Source organism: Streptomyces sp. NPDC051104 (assembly GCF_040682835.1).
Taxonomy (GTDB): Bacteria; Actinomycetota; Actinomycetes; order Streptomycetales; family Streptomycetaceae; genus Streptomyces; species Streptomyces cynarae.
On sequence record NZ_JBFBBS010000004.1, the window covers coordinates 294,070 to 309,872 of the forward strand.

General features: G+C 68.8%; 15 protein-coding genes and 1 pseudogene. 4 read left to right on the top strand and 12 right to left on the bottom strand.

Annotation, left to right across the window (positions count from 1 at the left end):
• Positions 1-97: 97 nt before the first annotated feature.
• The 12 genes and pseudogenes from AB0N14_RS09610 to AB0N14_RS09665 form a co-directional block, all read right to left on the bottom strand.
• A complete protein-coding gene (locus AB0N14_RS09610; protein ID WP_366025106.1) occupies positions 98-955 on the bottom strand; it encodes a fumarylacetoacetate hydrolase family protein in 858 nt (285 codons plus the stop codon).
• A gap of 47 nt (positions 956-1,002) precedes the next feature.
• Positions 1,003-1,863 carry an amidohydrolase family protein gene (locus AB0N14_RS09615; protein ID WP_366025107.1) on the bottom strand — a complete coding sequence of 287 codons (861 nt, stop codon included), beginning with the start codon at positions 1,861-1,863 and terminating at the stop codon, positions 1,003-1,005.
• Positions 1,864-1,886: 23 nt separating this feature from the next.
• On the bottom strand, positions 1,887-2,906 hold the full coding sequence (locus AB0N14_RS09620) for an aldo/keto reductase (protein WP_366025108.1): 1,020 nt from the start codon (positions 2,904-2,906) through the stop codon (positions 1,887-1,889).
• The gene (locus AB0N14_RS09625; RefSeq protein ID WP_366025109.1) at positions 2,903-3,661 is read right to left on the bottom strand and encodes an SDR family oxidoreductase; all 759 of its coding nucleotides are present in this window, start codon (positions 3,659-3,661) and stop codon (positions 2,903-2,905) included. The genes AB0N14_RS09620 and AB0N14_RS09625 overlap by 4 nt, the downstream gene beginning before the upstream one ends.
• Positions 3,662-3,719: 58 nt before the next feature.
• Positions 3,720-4,043 carry an L-rhamnose mutarotase gene (locus AB0N14_RS09630; protein WP_366025110.1) on the bottom strand — a complete coding sequence of 108 codons (324 nt, stop codon included), beginning with the start codon at positions 4,041-4,043 and terminating at the stop codon, positions 3,720-3,722.
• On the bottom strand, positions 4,040-5,584 hold the full coding sequence (locus AB0N14_RS09635) for a sugar ABC transporter ATP-binding protein (RefSeq protein WP_366025112.1): 1,545 nt from the start codon (positions 5,582-5,584) through the stop codon (positions 4,040-4,042). The genes AB0N14_RS09630 and AB0N14_RS09635 overlap by 4 nt, the downstream gene beginning before the upstream one ends.
• Positions 5,581-6,657, bottom strand: coding sequence for an ABC transporter permease (locus AB0N14_RS09640; protein ID WP_366025113.1), 1,077 nt, complete (start codon positions 6,655-6,657; stop codon positions 5,581-5,583). The genes AB0N14_RS09635 and AB0N14_RS09640 overlap by 4 nt, the downstream gene beginning before the upstream one ends.
• Complete coding sequence (locus AB0N14_RS09645; protein WP_366025153.1) at positions 6,654-7,721, bottom strand: ABC transporter permease; 1,068 nt, start codon at positions 7,719-7,721, stop codon at positions 6,654-6,656. Before AB0N14_RS09645 ends, AB0N14_RS09640 begins: the two co-directional genes overlap by 4 nt.
• Before the next feature lie 11 nt (positions 7,722-7,732).
• Positions 7,733-8,821, bottom strand: coding sequence for a mandelate racemase/muconate lactonizing enzyme family protein (locus AB0N14_RS09650; protein WP_366025114.1), 1,089 nt, complete (start codon positions 8,819-8,821; stop codon positions 7,733-7,735).
• A 35-nt stretch (positions 8,822-8,856) separates the two neighbouring features.
• Entirely contained in the window at positions 8,857-9,951 is a 1,095-nt protein-coding gene (locus AB0N14_RS09655; RefSeq protein WP_366025115.1) for a substrate-binding domain-containing protein, read from the bottom strand.
• Positions 9,952-10,071: 120 nt separating this feature from the next.
• Positions 10,072-10,590 carry a GH36 C-terminal domain-containing protein gene (locus AB0N14_RS09660; RefSeq protein ID WP_366025116.1) on the bottom strand — a complete coding sequence of 173 codons (519 nt, stop codon included), beginning with the start codon at positions 10,588-10,590 and terminating at the stop codon, positions 10,072-10,074.
• Positions 10,547-10,965, bottom strand: a pseudogene (locus AB0N14_RS09665) (alpha-galactosidase). The gene AB0N14_RS09660 and the pseudogene AB0N14_RS09665 overlap by 44 nt, the downstream one beginning before the upstream one ends.
• Before the next feature lie 401 nt (positions 10,966-11,366).
• On the opposite strand from AB0N14_RS09665, the gene AB0N14_RS09670 reads away from it, so the two are divergent.
• From AB0N14_RS09670 to AB0N14_RS09685, 4 genes are all read left to right on the top strand, one after another.
• Positions 11,367-12,548, top strand: a complete 1,182-nt coding sequence (locus tag AB0N14_RS09670) for an ROK family transcriptional regulator (protein ID WP_366025117.1) — start codon at positions 11,367-11,369, stop codon at positions 12,546-12,548.
• A gap of 2 nt (positions 12,549-12,550) precedes the next feature.
• Complete coding sequence (locus tag AB0N14_RS09675; protein WP_366025118.1) at positions 12,551-13,867, top strand: ABC transporter substrate-binding protein; 1,317 nt, start codon at positions 12,551-12,553, stop codon at positions 13,865-13,867.
• Positions 13,868-13,887: 20 nt separating this feature from the next.
• The gene (locus AB0N14_RS09680; protein WP_366025119.1) at positions 13,888-14,817 is read left to right on the top strand and encodes a sugar ABC transporter permease; all 930 of its coding nucleotides are present in this window, start codon (positions 13,888-13,890) and stop codon (positions 14,815-14,817) included.
• 98 nt (positions 14,818-14,915) lie between these two features.
• The gene (locus AB0N14_RS09685) at positions 14,916-15,737 is read left to right on the top strand and encodes a carbohydrate ABC transporter permease (RefSeq protein WP_366025154.1); all 822 of its coding nucleotides are present in this window, start codon (positions 14,916-14,918) and stop codon (positions 15,735-15,737) included.
• Positions 15,738-15,803 lie beyond the last annotated feature (66 nt).

Genomic DNA, 15,803 nt, shown 5'->3' on the forward strand with positions numbered 1-15,803 from the left:
CCGAGGTGAGAGCGTTGTCCGACCCTGCCTCGGTCGCGCGGCCACCCAGGATGCCCGCAGCCCCGGTCCGGGCTCGTCCTGCGTTCGGCATCGGCGATCAGGCCTCGGCCGCGGAGAATGTCTGTCTCTGCCGCCCCAGGCCGTCGATCTCCAGCTCGACCGTGTCCCCGGCACGGAGATACGGACTGTCGGGCAGGCCCAGTGCCACGCCGGCCGGGGTACCGGTGTTCACCACGTCTCCGGGCTCGAGGACCATGTACTGGCTGAGGAACCAGACGATGTGATCCACGCTGAAGATCATGTCCTTGGTGGTGCCGTTCTGCCGCTCCTCGCCGTTGACCCGCAGCCGCAGTCCCAGTGCCTGCGGATCGCCGACCTCGTCGGAGGTCACCAGCCACGGGCCGAGCGGGTTGAACGTCTCGCAGGACTTGCCGAGGTCCCACTGGGAGGACAACTCCAGCTGGAAGGACCGCTCCGAGACGTCGTTGCTGATCGTGTAACCGGCGATGACAGCCCGGGCGGCCTCCGGACTCGCCAGGTACCGTGCCTGCGCGCCGATGACCACGGCGAGCTCCACCTCCCAGTCGGTCTTCTCGGAGCCGCGGGGGATGCGCACCGTGTCGTACGGGCCGACCACGGTGTTGGCAGCCTTCATGAAGACCACGGGCCGTTCCGGAATCGGCGCGCCCGTCTCCTTGGCGTGATCCCGGTAGTTCAGCCCGACACAGACGATCTTGCCCGGGCACGCGATCGGGGCTCCGACGCGCAGACCGTCGCCGTCCAGGGGCGGCAGCTCGCCGGCCGCCAGGGCGCGCCGTGCACGCGCGGCGCCGTCCGAGGTGAGGAACTCGGCGGTGATGTCTGCGGTCAGCGGTGTGAGATCCCACAGGCGGCCGTCGTCCGACTGGACGGCGGGCTGCTCACTGCCGAGCGGTCCGAGACGCATGAACTTCATACTCTTATTTCCTTTCCGGGGGGTGTGTGCCGCAGGCGCCGGAGGCGTCAGGGAACGCGCAGCCGGTAGGCGTTCACGGCCGTGCCGCCGAAAACGCCGACCCGTTCGTCCACGCTGAGCCGGGCCGTCAAAGTACGGGCCGCATCGAGCACCTCCGCGTAGTCGGCGGCCACCGTGCACACGGGCCAGTCGGAGCCGTACATGACCCGGTCCGGTCCGAAGGCGCCGAGGACCGTCTCGGCGAAAGGACGCAGGTCGTCGACCGTCCAGCCGCGCCAGTCGGCCTCCGTGACGAGGCCGGAAAGCTTGCAGAACGTGTTGGGTTCGGCCGCCAGGGCCCGCAGTTCGGAAGCCCATGGTTCGAGCGCGCCCGCCACGATGCCGGGCTTGCCGGCGTGATCCAGGACGAACCGGAGGCCCGGCAGACGGCGGGCCGCGGCGGTGGCCGCGGGCAGCTGGTGCGGGAGGATGACGAGGTCGTAGGCCAGGCCTGCCTCGGCCACCGCGGACAGACCCCGCAGGACATCCTCCCGCACCAGCCACCGAGGGTCGGGTTCCGACTGCACCTGGTGCCGGATGCCCACCAGTCGGCCGCCACCCGGCAGTTCACGCAGCCGGGCCAGCGTGTCCGCCACATCGGGAGCTGTCAGGTCGGTCCATCCGACAACCCCGGCGACCAGCGGGTCGCAAGCCGCCTGCGCCAGCATCTCGGGTGTCTCCTCCGGGACCGTCACGGTCTGTACCATCACGGTCGCGCCGACTCCGGCCCGCTCGGCCGGCGGACGCAGGTCCGACAGCGAGAAGGTCCGGCGCAAAGGGGCGAGTTCGGGACCGTTGATCCACTCCTGGTCCCGTACGGCCAGGTCCCACACATGGTGGTGGGCATCGACGAGCGGCGTGGAGCTCATGCGGTCTCCTCCTCCTTCTCCGGTCAGTGCTCTCGCACCGCTCGACGTCCGTCCGGGACCGGCACGTCGGCGGCGACGAGTCCGCTCGCCCGGAGGTCCTGCCACAGCGCATCCGGAATGGGGCGGTGGTACTGCTCGATCGCGTCGTCCACCTCCCGCGCGCTGCGCAGCCCGATCAGCACGGCGGCGACGCTCGGATGGCCGAGGGGGAACCGTGCCGCGACAGCCCGCAGCGGTACGCCGTACCCCTCGCAGATCTGCTGCAGATGCAGCGCTCGCTCCAGCATCTGTGGAGGGGCCGGCCGATAGCTGTAGGTCGCCCCCGGTCGGGGGCGGGCCAGCAGCCCCGAGTTGAAGACGCCTCCGGCGACCACCGAGACACCCCGCTGCGCGGCGAGCGGCAGCAACTCGTCCAGCCCGCATGGTTCCAGAAGCGTGTAGCAGCCGGCGAGCAGGACGACGTCGATGTCGGTCTCCCGCACGAAACGGGCCGGCACGGCGGCCTGGTTCATGCCCACTCCGATGGCCTTGACCACGCCTTCGCCGCGCAGGCGTTCCAGCGCCGGATACGCCTCGCGCAGGGCCTGCTCCTCGTGGTCGTCGGGATCGTGCACGTAGACGATGTCCACGTAATCCAGGCCGAGCCGGGACAGGCTGTCGTCCAGGCTGCGGCGTACGCCGTCGGGGCTGAAGTCCCATACCCTGCGGTGGGTCGCCGGCACCGCGAAGCCGTTGGCCAGGTCGTCGCCCGTCACCACGGGCACCGGTTCGAGCACGCGGCCCACCTTGGTGGAAACGGTGTACTCGCTCCGGGGACGACCGTGCAGCGCGGCCCCGATCCGGCGTTCGGACAGACCGAGACCGTAGTGCGGCGCAGTGTCGAACGAACGGATGCCGGCCTCCCAGGCCGCATCCACTGCGGCGGCCGCCTGCTCCTCGCTCGTCTCGGTGAACAGGTTGCCGACCGCGGCGCCGCCGAAGGCGAGCGTCGACGTCCAGGCGGTGCTGCGGCCCAGCGGTGCGCTTCTCAAAGGGGCGTTCATGCCGTGACCGGCCTCAGACGCAGGCCCGCCATGCCGCCGTCCACGGCCAGCGCCGTGCCGGTGACGGACCCGGCGGCAGGGCCCGCCAGGTAGGCGATGGCGGCGGCGACTTCCTCCGCGGTGACCAGACGCCCGTGTGGCTGGCGCGCGTTGAGCGCGGCCCGTTCCGCGACGGGGTCGTCGGCCGCGTCCAGCAGCCTTCCGACCCAAGGGGTGTCGACGGTACCGGGATTGACGCAGTTGACCCGGATGCCGTCCCGGACGTGGTCTGCGGCCATGGCCAGCGTGAGGGAGTGGACGGCGCCCTTGCTCGCGGAGTACAGGGCGCGCTGGGGCAGGCCGGCCGTCGCCGCGATCGAGCAGGTGTTGACGATCGCGGCATGGGCTGAGCGGCGCAGGTGGGGCAGCGCGGCACGGGTGACGCGCACGACGCCGAGGACGTTGACGTCGAGCACCTCGTGCCACTTCTCGTCGGGGTTGTCCTCGACGCTGCCCGCGGCACCGATGCCCGCGTTGTTGACCAGGATGTCGATTCCGCCGAGGGCCGAGGCGGCGCTCTCGACGGCGTCTCGTACCGCCCCGTCATCCCTGACGTCGGTACGGATCGGCATCAGGGGCAGCTCCACGCCGGAGGGGTCGAGGTCGAGTACGGCCACACGGGCCCCTCGTTCGTGGAGGAGTCGGGCGGTTGCCTGCCCGATGCCCGAGGCGCCGCCCGTGACGACGGCGTTCAGTCCGATGAGTTCGGCGGTCATGAGGTCACCTCTGTGAGTGCGGGGTGCCGGGGAGCGGATGTCGTGGGTACGTCGCGTCTCACGGCATGAGGAACACCTGCTCCATCGAGGCCCACCACTCCGCCGGTGCCGCCTCCTCCACCGGCTGCTGGCAAAGGGCGGTGAGCCGCCACCAGGCCTGCGTCGCCTCGTCGGCGGCCATACGGGCCATGTCCGCGGCCAAGTCGTCGCCGTGGTACTCGAAGTAGCCGAACAGCAGGTCGCCGAGCAGGTGGATCGAGTAGTTCCTGATGTGGCAGTCCCGCAGGGTGTCCAGCACCGGCTGGGGCACGCTGCGGTGCAACTCGCGGTACGTCTCGAGCTGCTCCGGGCGGACCCGGACCACCTGCGCCACGCGCTTCATTCCGCGGCCTCCTTCACGGTCACTGCCGAGAGCGCGCGGTCGTGAATGATGCGGATGATCCGGCCACTCATTCGTTCGTAGTCGCGGTCGTTGTCGACCTCGCCGCGGATGCGATGACCGGCCATGACGAGGACACGATCCGCCAGCGTGATCATCTCGGTGAGGTCGCTGCTGATCAGCAGGATCGGCAGACCTCCGCGGGCCAGTTCCCACAGGAGCTCGTGGAAGCCGTGCTTGGTACGCACATCGACGCCCACGGTCGGCTCGTCGACGATCAGCAGCCGGGTGTCGGCCGCGAGCCATTTCGCCAGACTCACCTTCTGCTGGTTGCCGCCGGACAGTTCACCGGCGTTCTGCTCGAGTCCCGAGATCCGGATGCCGAGGCGTTCGACCAGGTCCTGCGCCACGTTCCGCTCTTCAGGGGCGGAGACGAACCCGAGGGCCTTGGCCAGCTTCTTCCACACGGTGACCGTGATGTTCCGATGGATGGGCTGCTCGAGGAAGACGCCCTCTTCCTTGCGGTTCTCGGTCAGGTAGCCGATGCCGAACTCGTGCAGCGCCTGGCGAGGGGAAGCGATCCGGACCGGCTTGCCGTGCACCCTGATCTCGCCGCCGGTGACCCGGTCGAGGCCCAGAACGGCCTTGACCAGTTCGCTGCGCCCGGCGCCGACGAGGCCGTAGAGGCCGACGATCTCACCGGGCCGCACCTCCAGGCAGATGTCCTGGTGACCGTCGGCGGTCGAGACCCCGTCGAGCGCGAGGACCGGGGCCGCCGTCCGGTCCGGGATGCGCGGCCGCATTTCGGTCGCCGTGTGCGCGCGCCCCACCATCAGATTCACGACGTCGTCGTGCGTGTGGTCGGCCAGCGGTGAGGATTCCAGCACGGACCTGCCGTCACGCAAGACCGTGACGGTGTCGCAGATCGCGAAGACTTCCTCCAGCTTGTGGCTCACGAAGACGACACAGGTGTCACGGGCCGTCAGCCGCCGGACGACGTCGAAGAGGCGCTCGGCCTCCTGCGGGGACAACGAGGCGGTCGGCTCGTCGAGGAGCAGCACCCTGCTCTCGGTGTGGAGCGCCTTCGCGATCTCCACCAACTGCTGTTGGGCAACCGACAGTTCGCGGACCGGCCGATGCGGATCGAGGTCCAGACCCAGCTCCGCCAGGCAGCGCAGGGCCGGGGCGTCCATGGCCTCCCGGTCGACGAACCCCCGGCGCGAGGGAGGGCTCTGCAGCGTGATGTTCTCCGCCACCGAGAAGTCGGGTATGAGGTTGCGTTCCTGATGGACGACGCCGATGCCGGTCCGGGTGGCCTCCAGGGGCGAACGCAGGTGGACCTCTTCGCCACGCCAGGTGAGGCGGCCCGCATCGGGCGTGTGGACTCCGGTCAGGACCTTGATGAGGGTGGACTTCCCCGCGCCGTTCTCGCCCAGCAGCGCGTGCACGGATCCGGCCGTCAGGCGCAGTCCGACACCGTCCAGGGCCCGCACCCCGGGGAAGATCTTGACGATCTCCTGGCATTCGAGAAGGACGTCGCTCATCGCGCACCTCCCGCGTTCGGCAGGGCGGCGTCGGCCGTCGGCCCCCGGTCGACCGGTGCCGGCGGGGTACGCCCTTGTGTCTTGCCCTTCTTTTCCAGATGTGTCTGATGGATGTGGCCACCGACCACCGTGCCCAGCACGACCAGTCCGATGAGGAAGTTCACCCAGCTCGGGTCGAGCGAGAACTGGGCGCGCGCGGCGTCGATGAGCCGCATGACGAACGCCGCCAGCACCGTGCCGAGCACCGCGACGGAGCCGCCGGTGAGCGCGACACCTCCGATGATCGGAGCGGCGAAGCTCGGCAGCAGCCAGTCCCCGCCGACGCTGCTGTTGACACCGGGCAGCGACGCCGTCGCGGTCACGGCGGCGACGCCGACCAGGAGACCCGACAGGCTGTGGGCGAGCACGATCTGCCGGTCGGTGGAGATGCCCGACAGTCTCGCCGCCAGCGGGTTGCCGCCTGCCGCGAGGAGTCGCCGGCCGGCGGTCGCGCGGTACATGAACGCGGCCAGCAGGGCCGCCGCGGCGAGCGCGGTGAGGAACACCAGCGGGAGGTTCAGCGGCGCCGCCCGGCCGAGGTCCTTGAGGGTCGATGAGTAGCCGTCGATGGTGCGCGTGCCGGCCAGCCGGTACTGGGCCCCCAGGAGGATGGTCATCGTCCCGAGCGTGACGATGAAGCCGTTGATACGCGTCGCCACGATGAACACACCGGTCACCAGACCGACCAGCGTCGCCGCGACGACGCCCGCGGCGACGGCGATCGGTGCCGGCACACCGCTGTCGGCCATGAGGACGCCCATCAGACAGGCCGTGAAGCCGCCCAGCGCACCGACCGCGAGGTTGAGCTGTCCGACACACAGAGCGGCCATCTGGGCGAGCCCGATGAGGATGGGCGTGGCCAGGTACTGCAGGAAGGTCCGGACCGACGGTCCCTGGAAGAACTCGCCCGACGAGGCGACCCCCAGGGCGAGGTATCCGGCCAGCGTCACGCACAGCAGCGTCATGGTCGTGGAGCGGGAGAAGCGGCGCAGGACCGCACCGGTTCGGGCTCCGCGATCGTTGATCGTGATCACGTGGAGCGCACCACCTTGCGATAGGACACGACGGTGCGCACCCGGTCGGCCGACAGGGCCAGCAGGAGAACGCAGCCGAGGTAGATGTTCAGGCTCTCCAGGCCGACGCCGAGCAGATCCAGGCCCTTGCGGATGACGCCGACCAGGGAAGTACCCAGCAGCGCGCCGAGTACGGAGACGACGCCGCCGGTGAGGAGGGTGCCGCCGAGGACCGCGCCGAGGAACGAGGGGAGCATGAAGTCCTCACCGATGGAGGCGCGGAACGTGCCGGTGCTGACGGCGGCCATGAAGCCGGCGAGCGCGGCGAGCAATCCGGAGAGGGCGTGCGCGAGGATCACGCGGCGGCCCGTGGGGATGCCCGACAGCTCCGCCGCCGCCGGGTTGGCCCCGGTCAGCAGAAGCTCCCGGCCCATACGGGTGCGGGTGTACAGGAAACCGAGGCCGCCCAGCGCCAGGACCGTGAACTGCGCCATCTGCGGGACGGCCGGGGATCCACAGACGGGACCGATGCAGATGTCGGCGAGCGAGGTGGAGCGCAGGTCCATGAGCCCGTTCGGCTGCGTGGTGAAGGCCGCGTTCTCGGTCAGCGCCGAGTAGAGCAAGGAGACCAGTCCCAGCAGGGCGAAGTCCATGGCCAGGGTGACCACGAAGGAGCTCACGCCGGTACGGGCGATGATCCAGCCGGTCAGGGCGCCGATTGCGGCGCCGGCGAACAGGCAGAGAAGCAGGCCGAGTTGAAGCGGCAGACCGAGCCGGTCGTAGCCGAGGCCGGCGAAGAAAGCGCCGAAGGTCGCCATCCGGCCGACAGCGAGGTTCATGTGCCCCACGGAGAGGACCACCATCTGGGCGAGCGCCACCACGGTCAGCGTCGAGATGTCCCGCAGCAGGGGGAACAGCACCAGCCGCTGGTCGAGGAACGCCGGCCGCAGGACGCCGAACAGCGCTGCGAGAGCAACGGTGAGCACCAGGAGACCGAGCCGCTGGTTCACCCAGAACGGCAGCCGCTGCGCGGACCGCGGCGCGGCGGCCGCCCCGTCGGCCCGGCTGTCGTTCTCCGGTGTCATGACGGGTATCCTCACGCCACCCTCCTGTTGTCGATGGCGTCCATGTCCCAGTCGATCCCGATGCCCGGCATGTCCGGTGCCACCGCCAGTCCGTCACGGACCGTCAGTTCGGTGCGGGTCACCGCCCTCAGCTGCGGGATGTACTCGACGAACATGCCGTTGGGCACCGCGGCGGCCAGGCTGACATGCAGTTCCATCAAGAAGTGCGGACAGACCATGGCGTTGTGGCTCTCCGCCGTGTGCGCGACCTTCAGCCACGGCGTGATGCCTCCTATGCGCGCCGCGTCGACCTGCACGACGGAGGCGGCACCCGACTCCAGGTACGCGCGGAACTGCATGGCGGAGTACATGGACTCGCCGACTGCGACGGGAATCCTCGTCGCGGCCGCCAGGCGGGCGTGTCCGCTGATGTCGTCGGCCGGAAGGGGCTCCTCCAGCCAGTACGGGCCGTAGGGCTCGAGGGCGGCCGCGAGCTGGAGTGCCGAGGACATCGTCTGTGACTGGTTGGCGTCGGTCATGATGTGCATCGACGGGCCGACCGCCTCGCGGACGGCCCGCAGCCGCTCGGCGTCCTCGGCCACGTGCGGCTTTCCCACCTTGATCTTGACGCCCGCCCACCCGGCCTTCTGCGCCTCGAGCGCCGAGTCGACCAGGTCGTCGGTGCTCAGGTGGAGCCAGCCGCCTTCGGTGTCGTAGAGCGGGACCTCCTGGCGGTGACCGCCGGCCAGCCGCCACAACGGTTCACCGGCACGCTTGCACCGCAGGTCCCACAGGGCGGTGTCCACGGCGGCGAGGGCGAGGGAGGTGATGGCTCCGGTGGTGGTGGCCCGCGTCGCGGCGAACAGCCGCTTCCACAGTGCTTCGACGTTGCGGGCATCCTCTCCGATGAGGAGGGGCAGCAGGTGGTCCCGGAGCAGGGCCAGGACGGACGACCCGCCGGTGCCGATCGTGTAGGCGTAGCCGGTTCCCTTCAGGCCGTCCCCGGTGGTGACTTCGACGAGGATCGTCTCCTGCTTGACGAAGGCCTGCACGGCGTCCGTGCGGTCCTTCTCCACCGCGATGTCGGCGAGCAGTGCCGTGGCGGTCGTGATGGTGGTCATCGTGCGAGGTCCGCTTTCCGTAGCGCCGTCGGTGGTCACTTGCAGGCCAGGACCGTGTCTGCGAACTGCTTCTTGAGCTGCTCGGTCTTGGCCTTCCTGGCCGAGTCGTAGGTGGCGACGTTCGCCTTGGTGACCACGAACGAACCGGAGTCGATGATCTGGCCCGGGTGGCGCATGGTGCACTGCTTCGTCTGCAGCAGTGCCAGCGCCCAGGTCCCGATGTCGGCCTGTCCCACGGGGTTCTGCACCACGGTGGCGGCGACCGAGCCGTCCTTGATCGCGCCGAGGATCTTGGCGTCGTCGTCGATGGCCACGACCTTGGCCTTGGATCCGGAAGTCTTGACCGCGTCGGCGGCGGCGACGGCGGGGTTGTAGGCGGTGGTGACGATGCCCTGGATCTGGTTGCCCTTGGCCGCGAGCAGGTCGGAGACCGCCTTCTGCGCGGTCTGCAGGTCCTTGTCGACGTCGGTGATGGTCTGCAGCAACTTCACCTTGCCGCCGGACTCCTTCACCGCCATGGCCACGCCCTTGATCCGCAGCTGCGTGTTGGCGTCCACGTTGTTGCCGGTGAGGTGGACGAGCGTGCCCTGGCCGCCCATGGCGGCGATCGCGGCCTTGGCCGCCTTGTAGGCGGCGACCTCCACGTCCGTGGACAGGCAGAAGTCGGCCTTGTCGGTGCCGCCGGCCGGGCAGGAGGCGAGCGAAGCGACGGCGAAGCCTTGTGACTTGAGGTCCGCGAAGGTGGTGTTGATGTCGGTGGGCGACACCCCGAAGATCCCGAACGCGTTGTAACCGCGGGCCGCGAGCGTGGAGAGAAGGTTGTCCTGCTTCTGCTGGTCCCACTCGGAGGTCTCGTCGAAGGCCACGTCCCCGAGGCCGTACTTCTTCTTCGCGGCGGCGCCCGCCGCCTTCCAGGGCTGGAAGTACGGGTGGGCGCCGCCGGGCACGAGCGCGACCTTGGTGCCCGACCCGTCGGCCAGCTCGGCCGTGCCGGTGCCGGCCTTGCCGGACACGGGGGCCTGGGCGCCGGAGGACACGCCGGAGGACTTGATGGTGCAGGCCGCCGACCCCGCCATGAGCACAGCGACAGCGACAACTCCTGGCAGAACGGAACGGGTCGGGAGACGCATCTCCACCACTCCCAAAAAATCAAATAGGAAATTGGTATGGCGATGTTCAGCCACACACTGCCGCCCGTCAACCCCCTGAACGGCACGATCGATGACGACCTCCCCTGGTACTGCGGCTCATCACGCCGAGCAACGGGCAGCTCGACGTAACAGGGAAGCGCCTGAATCCGGCCATATCGATCCCCTCGATCGGCGCCACCGGCGTCGGATCGGGCCAAAATCGTATAGGAAAAATGACCCGATGGACGGTTCCGAAACTTGCCGGGAACGGCCGGGACCGCCTCGCCGACCCGGCCGTGACAAAGACTCATGACGCTCAGGGCCGGTGCCTTCTGCCGCCAGGTCGTCCACCCTGATCAGGTGCGGGGATGTGCTGGACCAGTCCCCGGCCGGCAGCTCGGGGGTGATCCCGTACCCGGTCAGTACGGACGCGTGATGTACAGCGCCCGAAGCGGCGTCCCGGTAGCGCGCGGCGGGATCCAGGCCGGCGAGCCTGAGGACGGAGCGCGGCGTGCCGTGGCGGGGTGCCCCCTGCCACATCGGCACGAAGACCTCCCGGCGGTCCGTGGTGGTGCACTGCACGGCGGTCGGTCCGTCATCGTCGGGACCGCGCAGCCGGTGCTGGGTGCCGTGCTGCACGATGTGACGGACCTTCTGTATTCCGCCACCAACTCCGCGCCTTGGGCGAGTTCCTCCGGTGTCCAGCGTGCGAAGTCGCCGCCCACCGCCAGGACCCCAGTTCGGTGCGGGTGCGGTGGGGGAACTGCAGCACCCGCTCCGGGTGCGTGCGGTAGAGGTCGCTGTCCCGGTTGACCATCTCGGGCTCCAGGCACAGGCCGAAGCGCATCCCGAGCCGGTGACCTCCTGGACGAGCGGACCCAGCCCCTGGGGGAAGCGGTCCGGCGCCGGTACCCAGTCACCCAGTCCGGCCGCGTCGTCGCGGCGGCCTGAGAACCAGCCGTCGTCGACGACGTAGAGCTCCACCCCAAGCTTCGCCGCCCGGGCAGCAAGCACCTTCTGACTGGCCTCGTCGACATCGAAGCCGGTGGCCTCGCTGCGCGCGGACGCGGCCGCCTGGAAGAGGCAGAGCTGAGCGGCTGCCCCGAGGGGCAACGGAGGTCCTCAGGCGAGGCGGCAGGGCGCTCCGGTGGGGTCGATCCACATCGCGTACGCCGTGCACCCGGTGCATGGCAGCCAGACGCCGGAAGCGGGATCGAAGGAGATGGCAGACATTGGTCCTCACGTTCGGACAGGGCCGCACAAGAGCGGTGAGCAGCCAACCCTGCCCTTCGATCGGGTGCCAACAGCTGCGGTAGATCTATCTTTCCCAGGCTCAACGTGCCATCAGTGCGCCCTTCAGAAGAAGAACAGTTTTTTCATTGACAGCGGAAAAGAACCACCCTAGGTTTCCGGCCATGCGCTCGACCTCCCCTCGCGAGACGGTCCCGGCGATGGCGCCGGCTGCTTCCCTGGTCTTCACCACCCTGCTCTCGCACGGTCCGCTCACCCGGACCGAGATAGCGCGGCGGACCAGGCTCTCCCCCGCCGCGGTCACCAAGGCAGTTCGGCCGCTGATGGAGCTCGGCTATCTGGTCGAGGGTGTGGACGAAGGGGCGCGGCCCGCTGTGGGACGTCCGGCCAGCCTGGTGTGGGTGGAGGCGGGAAGGGCACTGTTCATCGGGATCAAGGTGACAGGCGACGAGATCATCGCCGTGCTGGCCGACCTGTGCTGCCGTATGCGGATCGCCCGGCACGTACCGCTCACGGGCCGCGAACCTGAGGCAGTGCTCCCCGCCATCACCTCACTGGTGCAGGAGTTGCTCACGGAGGCTGACGGATTCGGCGTGCGGGTGCGGGGGTTGGGCATCGCGATCTCGGGGGATGTGGACCGCGCGGACGGTGTGGTCCGCTACTCGCCCTTCCTGGAGTGGCGGGACGTACCGCTTGCCGAGATCGTCGGGACCGCGACCGGGTTGCCGGTCACGGTCGACAACGACGTGCGGGCGCTCACGGTCGCCGAGCACTGGTTCGGGGCCGGAGTCGGACTTATGAACTTCGCCTTGGTGACCGTGGGCGCCGGTATCGGCTGTGGCCTGGTGGTGCACGGACGGGTAGTGTCGGGCGCGCACGGCGTGGCCGGCGAGATCGGGCATCTGTCCCTCGACCCGCTCGGCCCGCTCTGCCACTGCGGCAACCGGGGGTGCGTGGAGGCGATCGCGGCGGACCCCGCGATACTCCGCGCAGTGCGCGAGGCCACGGGCAAGCAGGTGACCGCTGCGGCCGAGGCGCTGGAGCTGGCCCACAGCGGAGACCCCGGTGTCCGAGCGGTCTACGCACGGGCCGGCGAGGCCATCGGCAAGGCCATCGGGTCCCTGGTGAACATCCTCGGTTCCGAGCGGGTGATCATCTCCGGGGAGGGCCTGGCCGCCTACGACCTTTTCGCCGAGGGCATCCGCGACGCGTTCGCCGCGTCCGCCTTCGGTACCGCTTCGCAATGCGACGTGATGACACGTCCCCTGCCCTTCGAGGAGTGGGCGCGCGGGGCCGCGGCCACCGCCATCCAGTCCTTCATCGGATCAGATACGTACGAGGAGTAGCAATGACGCTGCAGAGCCGCAGCCCTCTAATCACCGCCGCAGGCCCCAGCCGCAGAACCGTGCTCCAGGGGCTGGTCGGTGTCGGGGCCGGCGCCCTGGCCGTGCCCGCTCTCGCCGCCTGCGGCGCAGGGGCCGGGTCCGACCCGAAGACGGTGACATTCGGGTCGAATGGCGGGGACGCCACCCCCAAGAAGGCCTACGCCGCGGTGACGGACACCTTCCAGAAGGACAGCGGCCTCACGGTCAAGACGAACGTCGTCGACCACGACACCTTCCAGAAGAGTATTTCCACCTACCTGCAGGGCACCCCGGACGACGTCTTCACCTGGTTCGCCGGCTACCGCATGCAGTACTTCGCCAAAAAGGGCCTGGCCAGCCCCATTGACGACGTGTGGGCGAAGATAGGCGCCGGCTACAGCGACGCCACCAAGCAGCTGTCCAAGGGCGAGGACGGGAAGTACTACTTCATCCCGCTCTACAACTACCCATGGGCCGTCTTCTACCGTAAGAGCGTCTTCCAGCAGCACGGCTACCAGATCCCCACGACCTGGAGCCAGTTCGTCGCACTGGCCAAGCAGATGAAGAAGGACGGCCTCTCGCCGATCGCCTCGGGCTACGGCGGCGGCGACAGCTGGAGCATCCTCGGCGCTTTCGACTACCTCAACCTCCGCGCCAACGGCTACGACTTCCACATGGCCCTGATGAGGGGTCAGGTCGCCTGGACGGACGCCCGCGCGGCCAAGACCATCGACCTGTGGCGCGAACTCACCCCCTACTACCAGACCAACGCCGGCGGCCGCTCCTGGCAGGACGCCGCGCAGTCGCTACTCGACAAGAAGTCCGGAATGGCGATCATCGGCCTCTTCCTCGGCCAGCAGGTCACCGACGACTCCCTCCGGTCCGACATCGACTTCTTCCCCTTCCCGGAGATCGACCCGACATACGGTCAGGACACCGTCGAGGCGCCGACCGACGGCTTCATGCTCAGCCGCAGGCCGAAGAACCGCGACGGTGCCACCAAGTTCCTCGAGTTCCTCGGCGGCGCGAAGGCCGAAGGCATCTACATGGGCATCGACCCGAGCAACGTGGCCGTCAACTCCGGTGCCGGCACCGGTTCGTACAACGCCCTGCAGAAGAAGGCGGCCGAACTCATCGCGGGTGCCAAGCACATCACCCAGTTCGGTGACCGCGACAGCGACCCTGGATTCATCTCCACCGTGGTCGAGCCCGGATTCACCGAGTGGCTGAACCACCCCGACGACGGATCAGCCCTGCTCAAGAAGATCGAGTCACAGCGCTCGCGCTTCTTCGCGGCCTGATCCCGCCGGAGAGGTTCACCATGTCCTCCGTACGCAGCGCGCCTCGGCCGCCGTCGCGCGCACACCGTCGTCCTCGCCGGCTCGGTCCTGGTGACCGCCTCTTCCTGACTCTCGCCGTCGGCATCCCGTTCCTCGCCCTGCTGGTCTTCGTGTGGCTGCCGGCGCTGGCCTCCATCGGCCTGTCCTTCACCAGCTGGGAAGGTCTCAGCCTGTCCGACATCCACTGGGTCGGTCTGGGCAACTACCACCAGATCTTCACCAACTACCCGCCGTTCTGGCCGGCCGTCGGGCACAACCTGATCTGGCTGCTGTTCACGGCCCTGCTCCCCACTCCGTTCGGGGTCTTCCTGGCCTACCACCTGGACCACAAAATCCGTTTCACCCGCGTCTACCAGACCGCGATCTTCATGCCGATGGTGCTGTCCCTGGCGGTCGTCGGCTTCATCTGGGAGATCATCTACAACCCCGACACCGGGCTGCTCGACGGTGTGATCGGCCACCACATCGACTGGCTGGGCGATCCCAACCTCAACCTGTGGGCCGTCCTGGTCGCCTCCGGCTGGCGGCACGCCGGCTACATCATGATCCTCTATCTTGCCGGACTGAAGGGCTTCGACCCCGCCCTGAAGGAGGCGGCCGCGCTCGACGGCGCCAACGGACGCCAGACCTTCCTGAAGGTGGTGGTGCCGGCCCTGAAGCCGGTCAACGTCATCATCCTGGTCGTCACCGTCATGGAGTCACTGCGCGCCTTCGACGTCGTCTACGTGCTCGGCGGCGGTACCGGAAGCAAGCCCGGCATGGAGCTGCTGTCGCTGCTCATCACCGACAACATCATCGGCGAGTCCAGCCACATCGGATACGGGTCCGCGCTCGCGGTCATCCTGCTCCTCGTCTCCCTGGCCGCGATCGGGACGTTCCTCGTCCAGACATTCCGCAAGGAGGACCAGTGACCACGACCGCCACGCCGCCGGTCCACCGGTCACACCCCTCGCCGACGCATCAGGCCGCGGGCTCCGGAGGGCCGAAGCGTCAGACCGGACGCCACGTCATGCTCGGCGCCATCGCACTGCTGTGGCTCGTCCCGCTGCTCTGGGCCGTGTACACCTCACTGCGCCCCTACTCCGACACCACCCGGCACGGGTATCTGTCCTGGCCGCACAGCATCAGCCTGCAGAACTTCTCGGACGCCTGGCACCAGTCGGGGATGCCGCATTTCTTCTGGAACTCGGTGCTCATCACCGTTCCGGCAGTGCTCGGCACCCTGCTGTTCGCCGCAGCCGTGGCCTTCTTCGTCTCGCGGTTCGACTTCCGCTGGAACGTCGCGCTGCTGATGCTCTTCACCGCGGGAAACCTGCTCCCCGCACAAGTCTTGATCACACCGCTGTACCGGCTGTACCTTCTGCTACCGCTGCCCGGCTGGATGAGTGACTCCCTGCTCGTCTACAACTCGCTCTGGGGCATCATCTTCATCCACATCGCCTACCAGTGCGGCTTCTGCACGTTCGTGCTGAGCAACTACATGAAGACGCTCCCCAAAGAGATCTTCGAAGCCGCTCTCGTGGACGGTGCCCCGGTGTGGCGGCAGTTCTTCCAGATCGTTCTGCCGCTGTGCCGACCGGCGTTCGCGGCGCTCGCGACCCTGGAAGCCATCTGGATCTACAACGACTTCTTCTGGTCACTCGCGCTGATCGAGACGGGTGACAAGCGTCCGATCACCTCCGCACTGGCCAATCTCCAGGGCGCGTACTTCACCAATCCCAACCTCATCGCGGCAGGTGCCCTCATGACCGCGATCCCCACGCTGCTGGTGTACTTCGCGCTGCAGCGCCAGTTCATCAGCGGACTCACCATCGGCTCGGGCAAGGGCTGAGCCGCCGCCCCGACGCCCTGGCATTCGGCCACGCGACCGCTTCCCCGGCGCCCTGGCCGGTACCAC